The sequence below is a fragment of the Thioalkalivibrio nitratireducens DSM 14787 genome (genome assembly GCF_000321415.2).
Lineage (GTDB): Bacteria > Pseudomonadota > Gammaproteobacteria > Ectothiorhodospirales > Ectothiorhodospiraceae > Thioalkalivibrio > Thioalkalivibrio nitratireducens.
Genome location: NC_019902.2, coordinates 3,318,356 through 3,337,318 on the forward strand (window position 1 = coordinate 3,318,356; position 18,963 = coordinate 3,337,318).

Genomic DNA, 18,963 nt, shown 5'->3' on the forward strand with positions numbered 1-18,963 from the left:
CCAAACCCTTTCCCGTCGCGCGAGGTTTCGAATGCAATTCTCGGTCACTACCGATCCGATCGACAAACCCAGGGCCGGCCTGCGCGTGGTGGGGGTGTTCCAGAAACGCAAGCTCGGCACCACTGCCACGGCCCTGGACGCCGCGTTGGAAGGTGGCATCGGGAACGTGCTCAAGGCGGGGGAGATGGATGGCGAGGCCGGCAGCACGCTGCTGATCCCCGCCAGCGCGAAGGGCGCCGCGGGCACGGTGCTGGCCGGGCTCGGCAAACCGAAGGAGTTCGCTGCTGGGTCCGCGCGCAAGGCCTGCACGGCGGTCGCGAAACTGCTCGCCGAACGCCCGGCCGCCACAGTGGCCATCGCCGCCGGAGATCTGCTGCCGACCGGACAGGACATCGGCTGGCTGATACGGACGCTGGTCGCCGGGATTGGCGACGCGGCCTACCGGTTCAACGACTACAAGGGCAAGGAGGAGGTCAAGCCTATCCGGCTGCAGCGGGTGATCTTCTGCGTGGCCGAAGATCAGGCGGTCGATGCGGAGAAGGCCTGCATCGAGGCTGCCGCGATCCTCGCTGGTTCGAATCACACCCGCGATCTCGGCAACACCCCGCCCAACGACCTCTACCCGGAGACGCTGGCCGAGGCGGCACGGGCGCTCGCGAAGGAACACAAGAAGCTCGAGGCCACCGTGCTCGACGAACAGGAACTCGAAAAACTCGGCGCCAATGCGATCCTGGCTGTCGGCCGGGGCTCCGAGCGCCCGCCGCGCCTGATCGCGCTGGAGTACGGCGGCGGGCCGAAGGACGCGGCGCCAATCGTGCTGGTCGGCAAGGGCATCACCTTCGACACCGGGGGCATCTCGCTGAAACCGGGCGAGGCCATGGACGAAATGAAGTACGACATGTGCGGCGCCGCAACCGTGCTTGGCGTGATGAAGGCCGTCAGTCAACTCAAGCTGCCGCTGAACGTGGTGGGCGTGATCACCAGCGCCGAGAACATGCCCGACGGTCGTGCCACACGCCCCGGCGACATCGTGAAGACCCTGTCCGGCAGGACGGTCGAGATCCTGAACACCGACGCCGAGGGGCGCCTGGTGCTCTGCGACGCGCTCACCTGGGTCGAGCGCTTCAAGCCCAAGGCCGTGATCGACATCGCGACGCTGACCGGCGCCTGCATCATCGCGTTGGGGCACCAGGCCAGCGCGGTGCTCGGCAACGACGAGGATCTGGTGGCTGCGTTGAAGCAGGCCGGCGAGAGCAGCCACGACCGCACCTGGGAACTGCCACTGTGGGACGAATACCAGGAGCAGCTGAAGAGCAATTTCGCGGACATGGCCAATATCGGCGGCCGCCCTGCCGGCACCATCACCGCTGCCTGTTTCCTGGCGCGCTTCGCGGAAAAGTATCCCTGGGCGCACCTGGACATCGCCGGGGTGGCATGGAAGAGCGGCAAGGAAAAGGGCGCAACCGGGCGCCCGGTACCGCTATTGATGCACTACCTGCTGGACCAGGCTGCTCAGTAGGCGCTCGGAACCCTGATGACGCGCGTCGCCTTCTACCTGCTCGCGGCCCGCGATGAGCAAGCGCGGCGCCTGTTTGCCTGCCGCCTCGCGCGCAAGGTCAGCAGGATGGGCCACCACGTGCACATCCATACGCCGGACGCGGGCAGCACAGACGAGATGGACCGGCTGCTGTGGACCTTCGAGGACATCGCGTTCCTGCCACATGGCACCGATGTCAACGATCCCGACAGCCCGGTCACGGTGCACGACCAGGCGGCTCCCGCAGACCGCTGCGACGTGCTGATCAACCTCGCGCCCGAAGTGCCGGAGTACTTCGGGCGTTTCGAGCGCGTCGCCGATCTGGTCGGCGGCGACGCGACGGCACGGGCACGGGGCCGCGAGCGCTACCGCTTCTTCAAGGAACGCGGCTACCCGCTGGAGCACCACGAGATCGACCCCTGACCGCGACCCAGCCCGACCACCAATCGATGCGCATCGCGATACTCCAGCACGTACCCCACGAGGGTCCCGCGGCCCTCGACGAATGGACCCGCGCCCGCGGCCACGAAAAGACCGATTACCCCCTGTACCAGGGCCAGGCACTGCCCGCACCCGCCGCGTTCGAGTGCCTGGTGGTTCTCGGTGGCGGCATGAGTGTTCACGACACCGGTATCCACGCGTGGATCGAGCCCGAACGCGTGCTGATCCGTGCGGCCATGGCCGAGCGGATTCCCGTGATCGGCATCTGCCTCGGCGCCCAGCAGCTCGCTCATGCACTGGGTGCCCGGGTCGTTCCGAACCCGGTGCGCGAAGTGGGCTTCTGGCCGATCCGGCGCGTCGGCGACGCCCTGCCGCTGCCCGCTGAGACGACGGCCCTGCACTGGCATGGCGACACCTTCGATCTGCCCGAGGACGCGTATCGGCTCGCAGCCAGCGATGCCTGCCGGAACCAGATCTTCGTTACCGGCGATGGTCTTGGCCTCGGCCTGCAATGCCACTTGGAAGCGACACCGCAATGGATCGACGCCTGTTGCACCCACGACGCCGACTACCTGATTCCGGGGCCATGGATGCAGGATGCCGCCCGGCTCCGCGCCGAACGCGCTGCCTATCCGACCATGCACGCAGCGTTGTTCGATCTGCTCGACGCCTTCCTCGACTGCGCCCGGCGCGCGGGCGAGGTTTTGCGCCGCGACGACGACTGACCGCCCGCGGATCCCCTGATCCGCCCCGGCCCGCCGCCAACCGCGGTGTCCGTGCGACCATCGGCGCACCGCTCGCTGCCCGCCACCCGCTATAATGCGCCGCTGATTCCAAGCCCCCGGCCCGTCATGGACAAGAGCTTCGACCCGCGCACGATCGAGCAGGATCTGTACCGTCAGTGGGAGGAAAGCGGCTGCTTCGCGGTGCGCGACGCCAATGCCCCGCCCTACTGCATCCTGCTGCCGCCGCCGAACGTCACCGGAACGCTGCACATGGGGCACGCGTTCCAGCACACGCTGATGGACGCACTGATCCGGCACCGGCGCATGCGCGGCGACGCGGTGCTGTGGCAGGGCGGCACCGACCACGCCGGCATCGCGACGCAGATGGTCGTCGAGCGCCGGCTCGCGGCCGACGGCAAGAGCCGCCACGACCTCGGGCGCGAGGAATTCCTGAAGGCGGTCTGGGACTGGAAGGAGCAATCCGGCGGCACGATCTCCGCGCAGATGCGCCGACTCGGCAACTCGATCGACTGGTCGCGCGAGCGCTTCACGATGGATGCAGGACTGTCCAACGCGGTCACCGATGTCTTCGTTCGCCTGTACGACGAAGGGCTGATCTACCGCGGCAAGCGGCTGGTGAACTGGGACCCGGTGCTGCACACCGCGGTCTCCGATCTCGAGGTGTTGTCCGAGGAAGAGCAGGGTTCGCTCTGGCACTTCCGCTACCCGCTGACCGACGGCACCGGGCACCTGGTGGTCGCCACCACCCGGCCCGAGACGATGCTCGGTGACACCGCGGTGGCGGTGCACCCGGACGACGAGCGCTACCGGCACCTGATCGGGCAGCAGGTCGAACTGCCGCTGACCGGGCGGACCATCCCGGTGATTGCGGACGACTACGTCGATCCTGAATTCGGTACCGGCTGCGTGAAGATCACGCCGGCGCACGACTTCAACGACCACGCGGTGGGCATGCGCCACAACCTGCCGCTGATCAACCTGTTCACCATCGACGCACGCCTGAACGAGAATGCGCCCGAGGCCTACCGGGGCCTGGACCGCTTCGAGGCACGCAAGCGGGTCGTCGCGGATCTCGAGGCCCTCGGCCTGCTGGAGAAAGTGGCTGACCACCGGCTGATGGTCCCGCGCGGGGACCGCAGCGGTGCGGTGATCGAGCCCTTCCTGACCGACCAGTGGTACGTGAAGGCCGGCCCGCTGGCAGAGCCCGCGATCCGGGCGGTCGAGGACGGGCGTATCCGCTTCGTGCCCGAGAACTGGTCGAAGACCTACTTCGAGTGGATGCGCAACATCGAGGACTGGTGCATCTCGCGCCAGATCTGGTGGGGCCACCGGATCCCGGCCTGGTACGACGCCGAAGGGAAAGTCTACGTCGGACGCTCGGAAGCCGAGGTGCGCGAACGCCACGGTCTGGGGCCGGCGGTCGCGCTCGCGCAGGACGAGGACGTGCTCGATACCTGGTTCAGCTCGGCGTTGTGGCCGTTCTCGACGCTCGGCTGGCCGGAGCAGACACATGAACTGGGTCGCTTTTACCCCACCAGCGTACTGGTCACCGGCTTCGACATCATCTTCTTCTGGGTCGCCCGGATGATCATGATGGGCCTGAAATTCATGGACGACGTTCCCTTTCGCGAGATCTACATCACCGGGCTGATCCGCGACGCGGAAGGCCAGAAGATGTCCAAGTCCAAGGGCAACGTGCTCGACCCGATCGACCTGATCGACGGCATCACGCTCGACGCGCTGGTCGAGAAGCGCACCGCCGGGCTGATGCAGCCGCAGATGGCGAAGAAGATCGCCAAGGCCACGCGCGGACAATTCCCCGAGGGCATCCCCGCGTTCGGCACCGACGCGCTGCGTTTCACGCTGTCGGCGCTCGCGACCACCGGACGCGACATCAAGTTCGACCTCGGGCGCATCGAGGGCTATCGCAACTTCTGCAACAAACTCTGGAACGCCGCGCGCTTCGTGCTGATGAACGTGGACGGGCATGACACCGGGCTCGGTCCCGACGCGCGCATGCCGACACTGGCCGACCGCTGGATCCAGGACCGGCTGCGCGCAACCGCCACCGCGGTGACGGCCCACTACGACGCCTACCGCTTCGACCTGGCCGCGCAGACGCTGTACGACTTCACCTGGCACGACTACTGCGACTGGTACCTCGAACTGACCAAGCCGGTGCTGAACGGCGATGCGGATGCCTCGGTGAAGCGCGCGACGCGGCACACGCTGGTGCAGGTACTGGAAGCACTGCTGCGGCTGCTGCACCCGATGATGCCGTTCATCACCGAGGCGATCTGGAACGACGTGAAACCCGCCGTCGGCGTCGACGCCCGCTTCCTGGTCGAACGGCCCTGGGTCGAAACGGAGGATTTCCCGGCCGATGCCGCCGCCGGTACCGAACTCGAGTGGGTCAAAGGCTTCATCACCGGCCTGCGCCGGATCCGGGCCGAGATGGACATCGCGCCGGGCAAGCTGTTACCGGTACTGGTGCAGAACTGGACCGAACCCGACCAGGAGCGTTTCCTGCGCCACCGCACATTGCTGGACTTCCTGGCGAAACCCGAGTCGGTCACCTGGCTGAACCCGGGCGAAGAGGCGCCAGAATCGGCGCTGTCGCTGGTCGGCGAGATGCGCCTGCTGATTCCTCTCGCCGGGCTGATCGACAAGGATGCCGAGATCGCGCGCCTCACCAAGGAGATCGGCAAGTTGGACCGGAACCTGGAACAAAGCGAATCGCGCCTGGCCAACGAGAGCTTCGTCGCCCGCGCACCCGCGGAGGTGGTCGCAAAGGAACGGGCCCGGGTCGCCGAGCTCCGCGCGGCCCGCAGCGACCTCGGCGCCCAGCTCGAGCGCATCCGCCGCCTGTAGGACCGTGCCTCCCGCAAGAACGAGGGATCGGTCACGCGCCAACGCCGCCGTGCCTTTGGCGCGTCCCTGCAAAGGCCGCCGTTTCAACCGTGCAGGAGCACGCCTCGCACGCGAATCGGCGATCGCCAAGGCACCAACGTTTACCGTGTCTGCGGCGCGTTCGCGAGCACGCTCGCTCCCAAGGGTGCGGGTCGTTCAATCGGGGCGCGGGGGTTTGAGATCGATCTCGCGTTCGCGGGCGTCCGAGCTGCGCGACTGCGTCGGCTCGGACCGTCCTTCGCGGCCTTCGCGCACCGGCACGTTGGCGAGCAACCGGCCCGCGCGTTCTTCGAGCCGCTGCCGGGTGGGCTTGTCGGCCAGCTCCTCGCAACTCTCGGCGAGGTGGTGGTACAGATCGCGGTACGCCCCGGCCATCCCGGCAAACAGCGTCGCGGTTCGATCGAAATGCTGGTTCACCGCGCTGCGGTAGCGGTTGAGTTCCTGCATGCGGCTGTCGAGTTCGCTCTCCAGTTCGCGGATCAGGCGCCGCTCATGGCTGGTCGTCCGGCCGATCCAGAACCCCAGCACTCCCGCCAGCGCCACCGCCAACAGGATCAGGAGCAACCAGAGACCCATCGTCATCTGCTCTTCCACCGCTTCGTTCCTCAGCGCGTATCCCTGAAACCTATTGTGCCCGACGGCGGACCGCGAGGTACAGGAAGCCCCTGTCAGGGGCTCGCCCCGCCCTGGCAACTGCGCTATCGTCTGGGGCCACCCTCGCCAGCCCGTCGGTACCGCCATGGCCCTGTCCCCCCGTGATGAACAGATCCGCCTTACCCATGCAGACCTGATCCGGCTGGTGGTACAGGCGGCCCAGAATCCGGATGCACGTGCGGAACTCGGACCCGTGCTCACCCAGGCCGAACAGGGCGGATGGGCCGACCTGGTCGCGCGGATCCGCAAGATCCTGAACGGGGACCGCGACCCCGCGCTGCTGCGCGGCCTGGACGACGAAGACACCGTGATCGTGAGCGCGATCCTCGCCGGACTTCAGGACCCGTCTACGCTCCCGGATCCAGAATCGGGTCCAGATCCGAGCCAGGCGGCACCGGGTCTCGCGCAGGTGATCCATGCGGCCAGCCGCGGCGACGCCCAGGCACTGCACTGGCTGTCGCAGATGGCCGAGCAGATGACCCGGGCCGGCGGGGACATGGCGCGCATCGGAGGAATCACCAAGCGCCTGGTGGACGGAGAACGGGATCCCGACACGCTGTGCCGCGGAATGGGTGCACAGGGAGAATCCCTGGTGCTGTCGCTGCTGACCGAACTGGGCAAACTCGAGCGACACTGAACGCAACGCCGCCGCGGTCCGCCGCGATCCGGTTCGGCACCGCCGCATGCCCGCGCGAGGCACAGCCCGCCGCGTTCTCGAAGGCCCAGAGGTTCTCGAAGCCCCAGAGGTTCTCGAAGCCCAGGGCCGGTGCCGGCCTTGCCGGCAGGAGACGCCGCAGGCACGGCAGAACGAACCCGGTTTCCGCAAGCGGAACCGATACGGACGACATCCGACCGGCTCCGCTCAGAGAGCATGCACCCAGCGCAGCACGGCGTCCTGCAGGCGAACGCCGGCACCGGTATGGGCGTTCTCGTGGTTCACCAGCAACACGACCATCACGTCCTCGTTGCTGCGGGTCCGCACGAATCCGGCGACCGCCGAAACCTGGTTCAGGTGCCCGGTCTTCAGGTGCATGCGCCCACGCTCGGGCCCGTCCTGGAAACGCCGGCGTAGGGTGCCGTCGAGACCCGCAATCGCCATCGACGACACGAATTCGGGGCGCCAAGGGCTGTCCCATCCTGCCTGCAGCACCTGAGCCAGCTGCAACGGCGTGATCCGCGTGTGCCGGCTGAGCCCGGAGCCGTTATCGATCACCATGCCGCCAACCGCGACGCCGTGTTCGCCCAGCGCCTGGTACAGGGCCTGGCGGGCCTTGTCGACCGTCGCCGGCGGACCGAACCGCTCGGCACCCAGCGTGAGCGCCAGCTGCCGGGTCGCCACGTTCGAACTCCACTTGTTGGCCACGCGGAGGATTTCCCCGAGCGGTCGTGACGCGTGCACCGACAGCGGCTCACCGACGGCGTCCGGGCCCGTGCCATAGCGAACCTCGCCGGTCAACTCCCCGCCCCACTGGCCCCAGTGGAGCCGGAACAGCTCGCGATTGTAGATCTCGGGCGCCACCGCGGTCCTCAGGAGCTCGAAACTGCCGCAATTCACCGGGTAGTCCCCGGAAAAGCGGACCCGCGGCCCGCCCGCGCTATTGTCGACGACCTCGTAGCGGATGCCCCGCTGCCAGGTACCGCAGCTGCCGTTGGATACCCGCAGGCGATTCTCGATCGGCAGACCGGGCAGCGGCGGATCGGCCTCGACGCGGATGCTACGCCCGTCGGGCTCGGGCAGCACGTGGAAACGCAGCGCGTTGGCGTTCACATGCAATGCGTGCGGCGGCTGGTTGTAGGCGCGCAGCGGCTGCCCGTCGAAGGCCCCCGGATCCTCGGCCGGCAGACGGAACTGGCTGGTATCGAGCAGCACGTCACCGTTGATGCGGCGCAGCCCGGTCCGCCGCAGGGCCGCCAGCATGCGCCAGTGCTCCTCGCTGACCATGCCCGGATCGCCGACGCCGCGCAGGATCAGGTCCCCGTGGAGCACGCCGTCACGTACAGGGCCGGTGCCGTAAATTTCCGTCTCCCAGACATGATGCGGACCCAGCTGCGACAGTGCCGCGAGGGTCGTCGCCAGCTTGATCGTCGAGGCCGGGTTGAACAGCCGGTCGGCGTGCAACTGCACCAGTGGCTGCGGGTCACCCACGCGTTGCACCCACAGGCCGACGGCATCGGCCGGCAGGTTCTGCCCGCGTATGGCCTGTTGCAGGGGTTCGGGCAGCAGCGTGAACGATGACGCCGCCGCTGTCGGGCCAGCAAGGATCACCAGCAGGAACCAGGCGACGGCCGGCGTCAGCCACATGCTCGCCGCGGACCCTGGTACCACCCGGCGGGCGGACCGGCGCTGGCTGCCGGGATCCCGGGATCGGTCAGAACTCGCACCCAGCCGCTCCGCCGGACCGAATGACTCCGCGACTGCCCGTGTGCAGCAGCCGCGTCCCTTGCCTGAACGATGCCCTGCGATCATCTGGGCGGTCCTCCCCTGTCATTGTTCGGATGTATCATGGTGCGCACGGGGCCGCCCGGGTGACAAGCGGGTCTCCTGCATCGCGTCCCCGCCCGTCCAGTGCCCCGGATCGCTCCGGTCGATCGCGGCCACCGGCGCAGGATCCGCATGGGTCACCTTCCTCGGCTTTCGGGCCTGAGCAGTGGCCTGCAGGACACGGACCACGCCCAACCGGGCTCCCGGCCCCATTCTCTGGTTCAGCGATGCACCCGCACGGTGCAGAACCCGCACCCCGGCGGCCACGATGGACCCTCCCGGTGCCGCCGGCAGCGCGATCGGAGGTTCAGGCGGTGGCCCCGGCGTAGCGCGCTTTCCACCCCGCGTACTCGTCCACCAGTTTCCGCACCGCCTCGGCATCGTAGGCGCGCAGCCCGCTCAACACCAGGTGCTTGCTGCCGGCCGCGAAGGGCTCGCCGTCGACGCATAGCGCGTAATCGAGCCGCGCCTCCCCGCGCTTGCCGTCGACCCGCATGTCGGCTTCCTTCAGGTGCGGCTGCACGGTCTCGGTGAGACTGCCGACCGGTTCGCGCAGCGACAGCGACATCCGGTCGTACATCACCAGCGGGCGTGCGGGATTCACCATCACCTCGTGCCGCTCCATCAGCGGCACGAGCACGTGGGGGAAATTCTCGCCGGAGAACGCGACATAGCTTCGCGTCAGGGCCTCGATTGTGTAGGCGTCCGTGACCACCGGCCCATCCCGCTCCACTTCGAGGTACTTCTTGCCCTGGCTGTCCATCACGGCGAACGATGTGCCGGGATCCTCGGGAAACACCAGCGCCACTCCGGCCCCGACCATGCCGACAAAGCGGCAATGCATCCTTGCGCTGACGCCGTAACGTGCGAGCACCAGCGCGAACAGCAGGTCTCCGGGGACGCAGAAGCGCCGCGAGCCCGGATCGTGGATCGGGTTGAAATCCCCGGCAATCTCCTTGGCGAAGCGGCTGGCCTGCTCGGGCTCGATGTACACGAGCCCATCGCGCAGGGCATGGAAGGATTGCAGAAAGGAACCGTCGGTCACCATTTTTCCCCGGGCAAGTGGTCGGAACCCGTGCACTATAGCCCCAAATGACCCCGGATGACCCTCAGGAACTCGTCTCCATAGCGATCGAGCTTGCTGATGCCGACACCCGATATCCCCGCCATCTGGTCCAGCGTGACTGGAGCCTCGTGCAGCATCTCGGCCAGCGTCACGTCGTGGAAGATGACATAGGGCGGCACGCCCTGGGCATCCGCGAGTCGGCGTCGGCAGGCGCGCAACGCATCCCACAGCGCCTGATCCTCGGGGGCCAGGTCGGCAGCGGGCCTGGCCGCCCGGCTGCCGCGTTCGCGCGGTGACCTCGCCGGACGCTGATCGCGGCGCAGCTCCACCGTGGTCTCGCCGCGCAGCAGCGGACGGCAGGACTCGTCCAGGCTCAGTCCACCGTGGCCATCGAGATCCGTCCGCAACAGGCCGCGCGCGATCAGCTGCCGGAACAGCACGCGCCACTCGGCGGGCTCGAGTTCGGTACCGATCCCGAAGGTACTCAGGTGATGGTGCCCCAACGCCCGCAGGCGGTCGGTCTCGCGGCCCCGCAGGACGTCGATCAGGTAGTTCACCCCGAAACGCTCGCCCGTGCGATAGACGCAGGACAGCGCCTTGCGCGCGGGCTCGGTGGCATCCCAGGTCGCGGGCGGCTCCAGGCAGGTGTCGCAGTTCCCGCAGGGCGAGTCGAGATCGTCGCCGAAATAGGCGAGCAGCGCCTGGCGCCGGCAGCTGGTGAGTTCGCAGAGCCCCAGCATCGCCTCGAGCTTCTGCCGTTCGACGCGCTTGTGGCCGTCGTCCGCATTGGATTGGTCGAGCATCTGGCGCAGGGTGATCACGTCCTGCAGGCCATACAGCATCCAGGCGTCCGCTGGCAGTCCATCGCGTCCGGCGCGCCCGGTCTCCTGGTAGTAAGCCTCGATGCTCTTGGGCAGGTTCAGGTGGGCCACGAAACGGACGTTGGGCTTGTCGATTCCCATGCCGAAGGCGATGGTGGCGACCATGATCACGCCTTCCCCAGTCAGAAACCGCTTCTGGTTGCGGTCGCGCTCCGCCACACTCAGGCCGGCATGATACGGCAGCGCCTCCAGCCCCTGAGCCGCGAGCCAATCTGCGATCGCCTCCACGCGCTTGCGGCTCAGGCAATAGACGATCCCGGCCTCTCCCGGGTGTTCCTGGCGGATGAAACGCAGCAGCCGGTCACGCGCGCTCCCGCCGCCGGCATCGGACTGCGAGATGCGGTAGCGAATGTTGGGACGGTCGAAACGGCTGACAAACTGCCGGGCCCGTTCCAGCCCCAGTCGGGTGACGATCTCCCGCCGCGTCGGGGCATCGGCGGTGGCGGTCAGTGCCAGGCGCGGCACGCCCGGAAAGCGCTCCGCCAGCAGCGAGAGCTGGATGTACTCGGGGCGGAAATCGTGGCCCCACTGTGACACGCAGTGTGCCTCGTCGATCGCGAACAGCGCGACCCGCGCACGCGCCAGCAGATCCAGCGTACGCGGCAGCATCAGGCGCTCCGGGGCGATGTACAGCAGGTCGAGTCGGCCATCGAGCAGCGCCCGTTCAGCCTCCTGGTTCCGTGCGAGCGATTCCGCGGAATTCAGTGCAGCCGCGCGGACACCACTTTGCCTCAGGGCAGCCACCTGGTCCTGCATCAGTGCGATCAGCGGCGAGATGACCACCCCGCAGCCCGGGCGAATCAGTGCCGGAATCTGGTAGCAGAGCGACTTGCCGCCGCCGGTCGGCATCAGGACCAGGGCATCCCCACCCCCGGCGACGCAGTCGATGATCTCGCGCTGGCGGCCGCGGAAACCGGAATAGCCGAAGACCTCGGACAGGATCCGCACGGGATCCGGGGATCTTTGCCCCGCCCCGGAGGGCTCCGTATCGCCGCCGGCCTGGGCAGTGAGGCTCACGGCGCGCTCAGATTCAGGCAACGGTTCATCATCCACGTTCCACATCCCGTTCTCTCCCGTCCGTGGGCAGTCGGATCGACCTCCGGGGGCGATGCAAACCGCGCTTCCCGCCGGGCACACTGGACCGCGCTGCGCACCGCGCCTAGAGTGGCCGCCCTGCATCCACCCTCAATGAACCGGGAATTCTGCCATGCGTGGGCACGCATCGCTCGTTGACGCGCCCGACGGGGCCGTGAACTGGCGCATCATCCGCAGCCTGCTGCCGTACCTGTCCGAGTTTCGCGGACGCCTGTTCCTGGCCATGGGCCTGATGGGGCTGGCCAAGCTCGCGAACGTCACCGTGCCGCTGGCGCTGAAGTACATCGTCGACCACTTCGAGGGCGCCGGCACCGCCGAGGCACTGGTCACCGTCCCGCTGGCCCTGCTGATCGCCTATGGCCTGCTGCGATTCTCCGCGACATTCTTCGGGGAACTGCGCGACGCTGTGTTCGTGCGCGTCGCGGAACGGGCGATGCGCCGTGCCGCGCTGCGGGTGTTCCAGCACCTCCACCGGCTGGAACTCGGGTTCCACCTGTCGCGGCAGACGGGAGGGCTGTCGCGCGACATCGAGCGAGGCACCGCCGGAATCAGCTTCCTGCTGCGCTTCATGGTGTTCAACATCCTGCCGACGATGGTCGAGATCCTGCTGGTCGCGGTGATCCTGCTGGTCGCGGTCGGGCCGATTTTCACGTTCACCGTGTTCGCGGCGATCGTGGTGTACGTTGCCTTCTCCGTCTGGGTTACCGAGTGGCGCACCCGTTTCGTGCGCGAGGCCAATCTGCGCGACAACGAGTCCAACACCCGAGCGATCGACAGCCTGCTGAACTACGAGACCGTGAAATACTTTGGCAACGAGCGCTTCGAGGCTGAGCGCTACGACCGGGGACTCGCCGCCTGGGAAACCGCCAGAATGAAAAACGTGCTGTCGCTGGTACTGCTGAACAGCGGCCAGGCGCTGATCATCGCCACCGCGATCACGGTGATGATGGTGTTGGCGGCCTACCAGGTCGCGGCGGGCACGATGACACTCGGCGATCTGGTGATGGTGAACGCCTACATGATCCAGCTGTTCATCCCCCTGAACTTCCTGGGTTTCGTCTACCGCGAGATCCGGCAGTCGCTGGCCAACATCGAGCGGCTGTTCGGGTTGCTCGAAAAGCCGGTGAAGGTCGAAGACCGCCCGGGCGCACCGGATCTGCACGTCACCGCCGGCACGGTACGCTTCGAAAACGTGCGTTTCCGCTACCACCCGGACCGTCCGATCCTTGAAGGCGTTTCGCTGGAAATTCCGGCGGGCCAGAAGGTCGCGGTGGTCGGACCCAGCGGGGCTGGCAAGTCGACGCTTTCGCGGCTGTTGTTCCGCTTCTACGACGCCGATCGAGGCCGGATCACGATCGACGGGCAGGACATCCGCGAGGTGACCCAGGACAGCCTGCGCCGCGCAATCGGCGTGGTCCCTCAGGACACGGTGCTGTTCAACGAGAGCATCGCCTACAACATCGCCTACGGGCGCCCGGACGCGACGCCCGAGGAAATCCGCGAGGCGGTGCGCCTCGCCCACCTCGAGGACTTCGTGTCACGGCTGCCGAACGGGCTCGATACCGTCGTCGGCGAGCGTGGGCTCAAGGTTTCGGGCGGCGAGAAACAGCGTATCGCGATTGCGCGAATGCTGTTGAAGGATCCGCCGATCCTGGTCTTCGACGAGGCCACCTCGTCGCTGGATTCGGGATCGGAGAAGGCGATCCTGGCCGCGCTCAACGAGGTCGCATCACGGCGTACCACGCTGGTGATCGCGCACCGACTTTCCACCGTGATGGATGCCGACAACATCGTCGTGCTCGAGAATGGCCGCGTGATCGAACAGGGCACCCACCTGCAGCTGCTAGAACAAGACGGCGCCTATCGGCGCCTCTGGGAACACCAGCACGAGAGCGGGTCACCGCGCGGGAGCAGCACGGCCCGGGATTTCGATCCCCACCACGAACCGGCGCCCGAACCCGGGCGCGGTCCGTGAGCGTACGAGGGAAACCGGGATGCGGCGATGGCGGACGGATCGGAACGGGGCTTGCGCCGGCAATCGCAAGGCGGCACCGCCCGAACGGTGTCGGCGAGAAGGGCGCTCTGCGCACCGCCCGCGACAAGGTGCGGGAGCGAAAGGGCGGGCAAGCTCGCACTCCATGGCGCCCCTTTGGAGCCCGTCGGTCCGGCAGTCCTTTTGGCCTCGGGGCCGCCCGCCGCCCAGCAGGGATCCCGGCCGGACAGCCGCGCACAGCTCAGTCGCGCTTCAGCAGGTCGCCCAGGCCCGCGAACGGGTTGTGAGTCGCGCCTTTACCCGATGCCTTGTCGCTACCCGGGGTCGCGTCCACGTAACGCTGGTGCTCGTTGTCGTGACAGTAGACGCACAGCAGTTCCCAGTTGCTGCCGTCCAGCGGGTTGTTGTCGTGGTTGTGGTCGCGGTGGTGCACCGTGAGTTCACGCACGTTCGCGGCGTTGAACTCGCGCCCGCAGCGCCCGCAGACCCAGGGATACATCTTCAGGGCCCGCTCGCGGTAGCCCTGCTCGCGTTCGGCCTTCTCGCGCTGGGCCTTGGCCACGATCGCATCCAGCCGTGAGGAATCGCGCTGGCTCATGCTCCGTCTCCGTCGTCGTCTGACCCGACTTTAGGCGAACACCGGCCGCTTGGGAATTCCCCTGCCCCATTTTCGGGCGTTGCACGAGAACTGCGCCCCGATCGGGTGCAGCCGAGCGGACCGCCTTGACGGCGGCCAGCGCGAAGACGCACGTGCGGTCAGCCCCTGCCAGGGATCGATCCGATCGGGTCCGGAGTCGGCGCGCGCAGTCAGCAGGAACGCGTGCCGTGGCACTCCATCGCCGCGCCGACCGCGCTGCGCTGCCGATCGACGCCACTCTCGGTGAACAGGATGATCAGCAGCCCGGCGGTCAGGCCAATGATGGCGGCCTCCACCAGAACCTTCGTCTTTTTCCAACGCCACCTGCCTCGCTTCATGGCCCACCTCCGCGCGCGGGTTCCACGAGCCGGATCGCGCAACGATGCCCCTGCAGGAACCGTTCCTGACTACCCGGTGGCGATCCGCGAGAGGGTTCGCCTCCTGCACACGAGCAGGTCCCGAGAGGCCTTACTGATGACCCCCCTACTGGAAACTGCCCCCGGTGATCCGTCCTTCCTCGTCGAGGTCGGCGAAGTAGCGGCTGTTGTCGGTGCGGTACTCGCGGGTGGCGATGTCACCGGGAAGGATCAAGACCACGTCCGGGTAGACCTCCTGGAACTCGTCGGGCGTCGGCACCAACGCGAGGAACGCTTCGAACTCGGCCATGTCGGCCACCACGCCGGCGCGCGGTTCCGGAAGTTCCCGGGTCTCGTTCATCGCACAACCCGGAACCGCGGCGAGCGACAGCAGCAGAAGCAGGATCCAGGCATGGGGCTTCATCTCGGTTCTCCAAGGTGCAGGCGACGGGCTGGCGCCCGTGCACCGGTCCCCGGGGAGTCTATCGGAGAGCCTGGGAACAGGCCAGCCAGGTGCCAGCGTCCACTACGGGGGCCGAACGCCGTCCGCAGCGCATCAAGCCCAGGTGGTCGTCGGAGTCACCTGGATTGCCGCGCTTCGCTCGCAACGACAGAGCCCTTCGTTCAGCGTTTCGCCCAGCGTTTCCTCAGGCGGCGACGCCGTGCTCTCGCGTGGAATGGAATTCGACCTCCGGCCATCGCTCCATCGCCATCTGCAGGTTTACGCGCGTCGGCGCGATGTACACGAGGTCGCCTCCGTGGTCGATCGCTAGGTTGCTCGCCGCCTTGTCCTTGAACTCCTCGAACCGCTTCGGGTCGTTGGAACTGACCCAGCGCGCGGTCTGTACGTTCACGTTCTCGAACCGGCAGTCGACCTTGTACTCGGTGCGCAGGCGCTCGGCGACCACGTCGAACTGGAGCACGCCGACCGCGCCCAGAATCAGGTCGTTATTGGTCAGCGGGCGGTAGAGCTGCGTGGCACCCTCCTCGCAGAGTTCCTGCAGCCCCTTCGCAAGCTGCTTCATCTTCAGCGGATCGCGCAGCTGCGCGCGCCGGAAGAGCTCGGGCGCGAAGTTCGGAATCCCCGAGAAGTTCAGGGCCTCGCCCTCGGTGAAGGTATCCCCGATGCGGATCGTGCCATGATTGTGCAGTCCGATGATGTCGCCGGGGTATGCCGTCTCCACGTGCTCGCGATCCGACGCCATGAACGTCAGCGCATCGGGGATCTTCACGTCTCGGCCCAAACGCACGTGGCGCAGTTTCGCCCCCTTCGTGAAGGTGCCGGAGCAGATGCGCAGGAACGCGATGCGGTCACGGTGGTTCGGGTCCATGTTCGCCTGGATCTTGAACACGAAGCCGCTGAACGCCGTCTCGGACGCTTCGACCACCCGCGAGCGCGCTGCGCGCGGCTGCGGCGCAGGAGCGTACTCGACGAAGTCATCCAGCAGCTCCTGCACGCCGAAGTTGTTGATCGCCGAACCGAAAAACACCGGCGTCTGGGTTCCTGCGAGATACGCGTCCAGATCGAATGCGTGCGACGCCCCCTGCACCAGTTCCAACTCCTCACGCAGATCCTGTGCCTGGGAACCCAGCACCTCGTCCAGGCGCGGATTGTCGAGCCCCTGGATCACCTCGCCCCGCAGGATCTTGCCGCCGTGGGTCGGCGAATACATATGCACCGCATCCCGAGCCATGTGGTAAACGCCGCGAAAGCGCTTGCCCATGCCGATCGGCCAGGTCACCGGCGCGCACTGGATCTTCAGCACGCCCTCGACCTCGTCGAGCAACTCGATCGGGTCGCGCCCCTCGCGGTCGAGCTTGTTCACGAAGGTCATGATCGGCGTATCGCGCAGCCGGCAGACCTCCATCAACTTGATCGTGCGCTCCTCGACGCCCTTGGCCGCGTCGATGACCATCAGCGCCGAGTCCACCGCGGTCAGCGTGCGGTAGGTATCCTCGGAGAAGTCCTCGTGACCCGGCGTGTCGAGCAGGTTCACGATCCGGTCGCGGTACGGGAACTGCATCACCGACGAAGTCACCGAGATCCCGCGTTGTTTCTCCATCTCCATCCAGTCGGAGGTCGCGTGGCGCGCGCTCTTGCGCCCCTTGACGGTCCCGGCGAGCTGGATCGCACCGCCGAACAGCAGCAGCTTCTCGGTGATCGTGGTCTTGCCGGCGTCGGGATGCGAGATGATCGCGAACGTGCGGCGGCGGGCGGTTTCCTGGGGGAACGACATCGGGGGGCTCGAGCGGGAAAAACGTTGTATTATACCGGCGAAACAGACCTTGCGCAGGTTTAATCCGCCCCTCGAACTCCGGACGTCGATTGCCCCTTTCCGCCCTATCCTGCACCATTACCAACCCAAGCCTCGCGGCGAGGGGTTGGTGGCACCGCCACATCCCCGCCAACCACCGCACGTACTTACGACCACCACCGTCCGCTTAACCCGGAAGTACGCGAACCTGAGCACGACCATGCACCTCCGCTCCCTGATGCTTCTGGTACTGCCCGTGTTGCTTGCCGCGCTGACTAGCGGCTGTACCGCGGTCAAGGTCGCCGGGACCACGGCGAGTGCGGCGGCCAGTGTGACCAAGGGCACGGTCAAGACCACCGGCCGCGTCATCGGCGCGGTCACCCCTGGCGGCAAGAGCGACAAGGACGACGACTGACAGCACGGGAAAGCGCCAACGCATTCACTGCAACCGGACGGGCCGCCACTGCCTTCTGGCGCTGGCGGCCCCGGTGAAGCGGCCATCGGCTCCCTGTTGGTTGCTCTACAGCGGGCTGGAGACGGCAATCGGCACCGCCGCTGACCGGCCGGCCGGTCAGCGAGCTGCGCTGAGGGCGCGCACGCGCTCGTCGGCTGCGGCGATCTGGCTGCGGGTCAAACGCTGGCGGGCCTCGGCCATGCGTTCCTCGTTGCGTGCGAGCCCGTACCAGAGGTAGGCCTCCTCGGCGTCCCTGTCCACACCGCGCCCGACCAGGTACAGATCGCCCAGGCGGGTCTGCGCCTGCGGCTCACCCTGTTCCGCGGCCGCCCGATACCAGCGCACCGCGGCGCGTAGATCCGGGCGGACCCCGCGCCCGTACTCGTAGGCCTGGCCCACGGAATACTGCGCATCCTGGTTCCCGAGCTCCGCTGCGAGGCGGTAATGCTCGAGGCTCTTCTGCGGGTTGGCTTCGACACCCACGCCCACCGCGTACATGTAGCCGAGATAATGATGCGCGCTTGCATGGTTACGGTCGGCGGCACGCTGGAACCAGTGCACAGCTTTCGCGCGATCCTGGGCCGTCCCTCGTCCCAGGTAGTTGGCCACGCCGACATCGTACTTGGCCTCGACCTCGCCCTTCGACGCAGCCCCCTCGCGGATTTCGTACCAGATGCGCAGCAGCTCCTGCTGCCGCTCCTCCGCACTGGGTGCCTGCGCAAGCACCGGCGAAGCGAAGCCGATGGCGAGGAAAAGGGCCAGCGCCAGTATCCCGGGAATCGTATTGCTCATGCCTGCACCTTCCTGAATGTCGTTCTGGATTCGTTCACCAACCCACTGACTGATCGGCAAAGACTAGCCGCAAACCGGGCCGACCGCAAAGCCATCATCCGGCTCGGGTGCAGCGCTGCCGGGACAACCCCGCACCCGGATCCACTCAGGACCTGGGCCCACGCTCCCACCACGGCAGGGGGATCCGTTCAAGGCACCGTCCGCAACGAGAACACCCAGGCAGCCTCGCGGCCCTGTTCCCCAGGATAATAGCGGGGACGCGTGCCAATGTGTGCGAAACCTTCGGAACGATACAGTGCTACGGCCGCCACGTTGGACGGACGCACCTCGAGGAACACGGTCTCGCCCCCCCGGCGCCGCACGTCGGCGATCAAGCGCCGCAACAGGAAGCGGCCCAACCCCTGGCGCTGCCGGCGCACGTCGACCGACAGGTTCAGCAGGTGTGCCTCGCCGGCCGCCAGCGTCAGCACCGCATGCCCTACCAGGTCGCGATCGAGTTCCAGTACCCGACAGTCGTAGCCGACACGCAGGCAATCGCGGAAGATGCCCTCAGTCCAGGGAAACGGGTAAGCACGACGCTCGATCTCCATGACCCGGTCGACATCTTCGGGCCGCATCGGGCGCACCACAGGCTGGGGTTCGACGCGCGCGTTCATCGCCCGAC

General features: G+C 67.3%; 17 protein-coding genes. 7 read left to right on the forward strand and 10 right to left on the reverse strand.

Going from position 1 to position 18,963, the window contains the following annotated elements:
• Positions 1-31: 31 nt before the first annotated feature.
• From TVNIR_RS15150 to TVNIR_RS15165, 4 genes are all read left to right on the forward strand, one after another.
• Positions 32-1,519 (forward strand): leucyl aminopeptidase, encoded by a 1,488-nt coding sequence (locus TVNIR_RS15150; protein WP_015259946.1) that lies wholly within the window; start codon positions 32-34, stop codon positions 1,517-1,519.
• Positions 1,520-1,534: 15 nt separating this feature from the next.
• On the forward strand, positions 1,535-1,960 hold the full coding sequence (locus TVNIR_RS15155) for a DNA polymerase III subunit chi (RefSeq protein WP_015259947.1): 426 nt from the start codon (positions 1,535-1,537) through the stop codon (positions 1,958-1,960).
• A gap of 26 nt (positions 1,961-1,986) precedes the next feature.
• Positions 1,987-2,703, forward strand: a complete 717-nt coding sequence (locus TVNIR_RS15160; protein WP_015259948.1) for a type 1 glutamine amidotransferase — start codon at positions 1,987-1,989, stop codon at positions 2,701-2,703.
• A gap of 126 nt (positions 2,704-2,829) precedes the next feature.
• The gene (locus TVNIR_RS15165) at positions 2,830-5,595 is read left to right on the forward strand and encodes a valine--tRNA ligase (protein ID WP_015259949.1); all 2,766 of its coding nucleotides are present in this window, start codon (positions 2,830-2,832) and stop codon (positions 5,593-5,595) included.
• A 195-nt stretch (positions 5,596-5,790) separates the two neighbouring features.
• On the opposite strand, the gene TVNIR_RS15170 is transcribed toward TVNIR_RS15165, so the two are convergent.
• Complete coding sequence (locus tag TVNIR_RS15170) at positions 5,791-6,228, reverse strand: Z-ring associated ZapG family protein (RefSeq protein WP_015259950.1); 438 nt, start codon at positions 6,226-6,228, stop codon at positions 5,791-5,793.
• A 145-nt stretch (positions 6,229-6,373) separates the two neighbouring features.
• Between TVNIR_RS15170 and TVNIR_RS15175 the strand changes: the two genes are divergently transcribed.
• On the forward strand, positions 6,374-6,925 hold the full coding sequence (locus TVNIR_RS15175) for a hypothetical protein (protein ID WP_015259951.1): 552 nt from the start codon (positions 6,374-6,376) through the stop codon (positions 6,923-6,925).
• A 225-nt stretch (positions 6,926-7,150) separates the two neighbouring features.
• On the opposite strand, the gene dacB is transcribed toward TVNIR_RS15175, so the two are convergent.
• The 3 genes from dacB to recQ all read right to left on the reverse strand — a co-directional run bounded on the left by dacB (position 7,151) and on the right by recQ (position 11,779).
• The gene (gene dacB / locus TVNIR_RS15180; protein WP_015259952.1) at positions 7,151-8,590 is read right to left on the reverse strand and encodes a D-alanyl-D-alanine carboxypeptidase/D-alanyl-D-alanine endopeptidase; all 1,440 of its coding nucleotides are present in this window, start codon (positions 8,588-8,590) and stop codon (positions 7,151-7,153) included.
• A gap of 487 nt (positions 8,591-9,077) precedes the next feature.
• The gene (locus tag TVNIR_RS15185) at positions 9,078-9,815 is read right to left on the reverse strand and encodes a DUF3581 domain-containing protein (RefSeq protein ID WP_015259953.1); all 738 of its coding nucleotides are present in this window, start codon (positions 9,813-9,815) and stop codon (positions 9,078-9,080) included.
• A 35-nt stretch (positions 9,816-9,850) separates the two neighbouring features.
• A complete protein-coding gene (gene recQ / locus TVNIR_RS15190) occupies positions 9,851-11,779 on the reverse strand; it encodes a DNA helicase RecQ (protein WP_015259954.1) in 1,929 nt (642 codons plus the stop codon).
• 145 nt (positions 11,780-11,924) lie between these two features.
• On the opposite strand from recQ, the gene TVNIR_RS15195 reads away from it, so the two are divergent.
• On the forward strand, positions 11,925-13,787 hold the full coding sequence (locus tag TVNIR_RS15195) for an ABCB family ABC transporter ATP-binding protein/permease (RefSeq protein WP_015259955.1): 1,863 nt from the start codon (positions 11,925-11,927) through the stop codon (positions 13,785-13,787).
• 259 nt (positions 13,788-14,046) lie between these two features.
• Here TVNIR_RS15195 and TVNIR_RS15200 read toward each other — a convergent pair whose 3' ends face one another.
• From TVNIR_RS15200 to TVNIR_RS15210, 4 genes are all read right to left on the reverse strand, one after another.
• Positions 14,047-14,403, reverse strand: a complete 357-nt coding sequence (locus TVNIR_RS15200; RefSeq protein ID WP_015259956.1) for a YajD family HNH nuclease — start codon at positions 14,401-14,403, stop codon at positions 14,047-14,049.
• Positions 14,404-14,612: 209 nt separating this feature from the next.
• On the reverse strand, positions 14,613-14,780 hold the full coding sequence (locus TVNIR_RS20055; protein WP_169794303.1) for a hypothetical protein: 168 nt from the start codon (positions 14,778-14,780) through the stop codon (positions 14,613-14,615).
• Positions 14,781-14,925: 145 nt separating this feature from the next.
• Entirely contained in the window at positions 14,926-15,222 is a 297-nt protein-coding gene (locus TVNIR_RS15205) for a hypothetical protein (protein WP_015259958.1), read from the reverse strand.
• A 223-nt stretch (positions 15,223-15,445) separates the two neighbouring features.
• Positions 15,446-17,035 (reverse strand): peptide chain release factor 3, encoded by a 1,590-nt coding sequence (locus TVNIR_RS15210; RefSeq protein WP_015259959.1) that lies wholly within the window; start codon positions 17,033-17,035, stop codon positions 15,446-15,448.
• Positions 17,036-17,273: 238 nt separating this feature from the next.
• Here TVNIR_RS15210 and TVNIR_RS15215 point away from each other — a divergent pair, with 238 nt between their 5' ends.
• On the forward strand, positions 17,274-17,468 hold the full coding sequence (locus TVNIR_RS15215) for an NF038104 family lipoprotein (RefSeq protein WP_015259960.1): 195 nt from the start codon (positions 17,274-17,276) through the stop codon (positions 17,466-17,468).
• Positions 17,469-17,624: 156 nt separating this feature from the next.
• Here TVNIR_RS15215 and TVNIR_RS15220 read toward each other — a convergent pair whose 3' ends face one another.
• Positions 17,625-18,299, reverse strand: a complete 675-nt coding sequence (locus TVNIR_RS15220) for a tetratricopeptide repeat protein (RefSeq protein WP_043739814.1) — start codon at positions 18,297-18,299, stop codon at positions 17,625-17,627.
• 188 nt (positions 18,300-18,487) lie between these two features.
• A complete protein-coding gene (gene rimI / locus TVNIR_RS15225) occupies positions 18,488-18,955 on the reverse strand; it encodes a ribosomal protein S18-alanine N-acetyltransferase (RefSeq protein WP_015259962.1) in 468 nt (155 codons plus the stop codon).
• Positions 18,956-18,963 lie beyond the last annotated feature (8 nt).

Bases quoted from the DNA above. Each gene is read 5' to 3' on its own strand.
- recQ (WP_015259954.1), bottom strand. From the start codon at position 11,779: ATGTGGAACGTGGATGATGAACCGTTGCCTGAATCTGAGCGCGCCGTG.
- TVNIR_RS15215 (WP_015259960.1), top strand. From the start codon at position 17,274: ATGCACCTCCGCTCCCTGATGCTTCTGGTACTGCCCGTGTTGCTTGCC.
- TVNIR_RS15175 (WP_015259951.1), top strand. From the start codon at position 6,374: ATGGCCCTGTCCCCCCGTGATGAACAGATCCGCCTTACCCATGCAGAC.
- TVNIR_RS15200 (WP_015259956.1), bottom strand. From the start codon at position 14,403: ATGAGCCAGCGCGATTCCTCACGGCTGGATGCGATCGTGGCCAAGGCC.
- TVNIR_RS15160 (WP_015259948.1), top strand. From the start codon at position 1,987: ATGCGCATCGCGATACTCCAGCACGTACCCCACGAGGGTCCCGCGGCC.
- dacB (WP_015259952.1), bottom strand. From the start codon at position 8,590: ATGTGGCTGACGCCGGCCGTCGCCTGGTTCCTGCTGGTGATCCTTGCT.
- TVNIR_RS15220 (WP_043739814.1), bottom strand. From the start codon at position 18,299: ATGAGCAATACGATTCCCGGGATACTGGCGCTGGCCCTTTTCCTCGCC.
- TVNIR_RS20055 (WP_169794303.1), bottom strand. From the start codon at position 14,780: ATGAAGCGAGGCAGGTGGCGTTGGAAAAAGACGAAGGTTCTGGTGGAG.
- TVNIR_RS15210 (WP_015259959.1), bottom strand. From the start codon at position 17,035: ATGTCGTTCCCCCAGGAAACCGCCCGCCGCCGCACGTTCGCGATCATC.
- TVNIR_RS15205 (WP_015259958.1), bottom strand. From the start codon at position 15,222: ATGAAGCCCCATGCCTGGATCCTGCTTCTGCTGCTGTCGCTCGCCGCG.
- TVNIR_RS15155 (WP_015259947.1), top strand. From the start codon at position 1,535: ATGACGCGCGTCGCCTTCTACCTGCTCGCGGCCCGCGATGAGCAAGCG.
- TVNIR_RS15195 (WP_015259955.1), top strand. From the start codon at position 11,925: ATGCGTGGGCACGCATCGCTCGTTGACGCGCCCGACGGGGCCGTGAAC.
- TVNIR_RS15150 (WP_015259946.1), top strand. From the start codon at position 32: ATGCAATTCTCGGTCACTACCGATCCGATCGACAAACCCAGGGCCGGC.
- TVNIR_RS15165 (WP_015259949.1), top strand. From the start codon at position 2,830: ATGGACAAGAGCTTCGACCCGCGCACGATCGAGCAGGATCTGTACCGT.
- rimI (WP_015259962.1), bottom strand. From the start codon at position 18,955: ATGAACGCGCGCGTCGAACCCCAGCCTGTGGTGCGCCCGATGCGGCCC.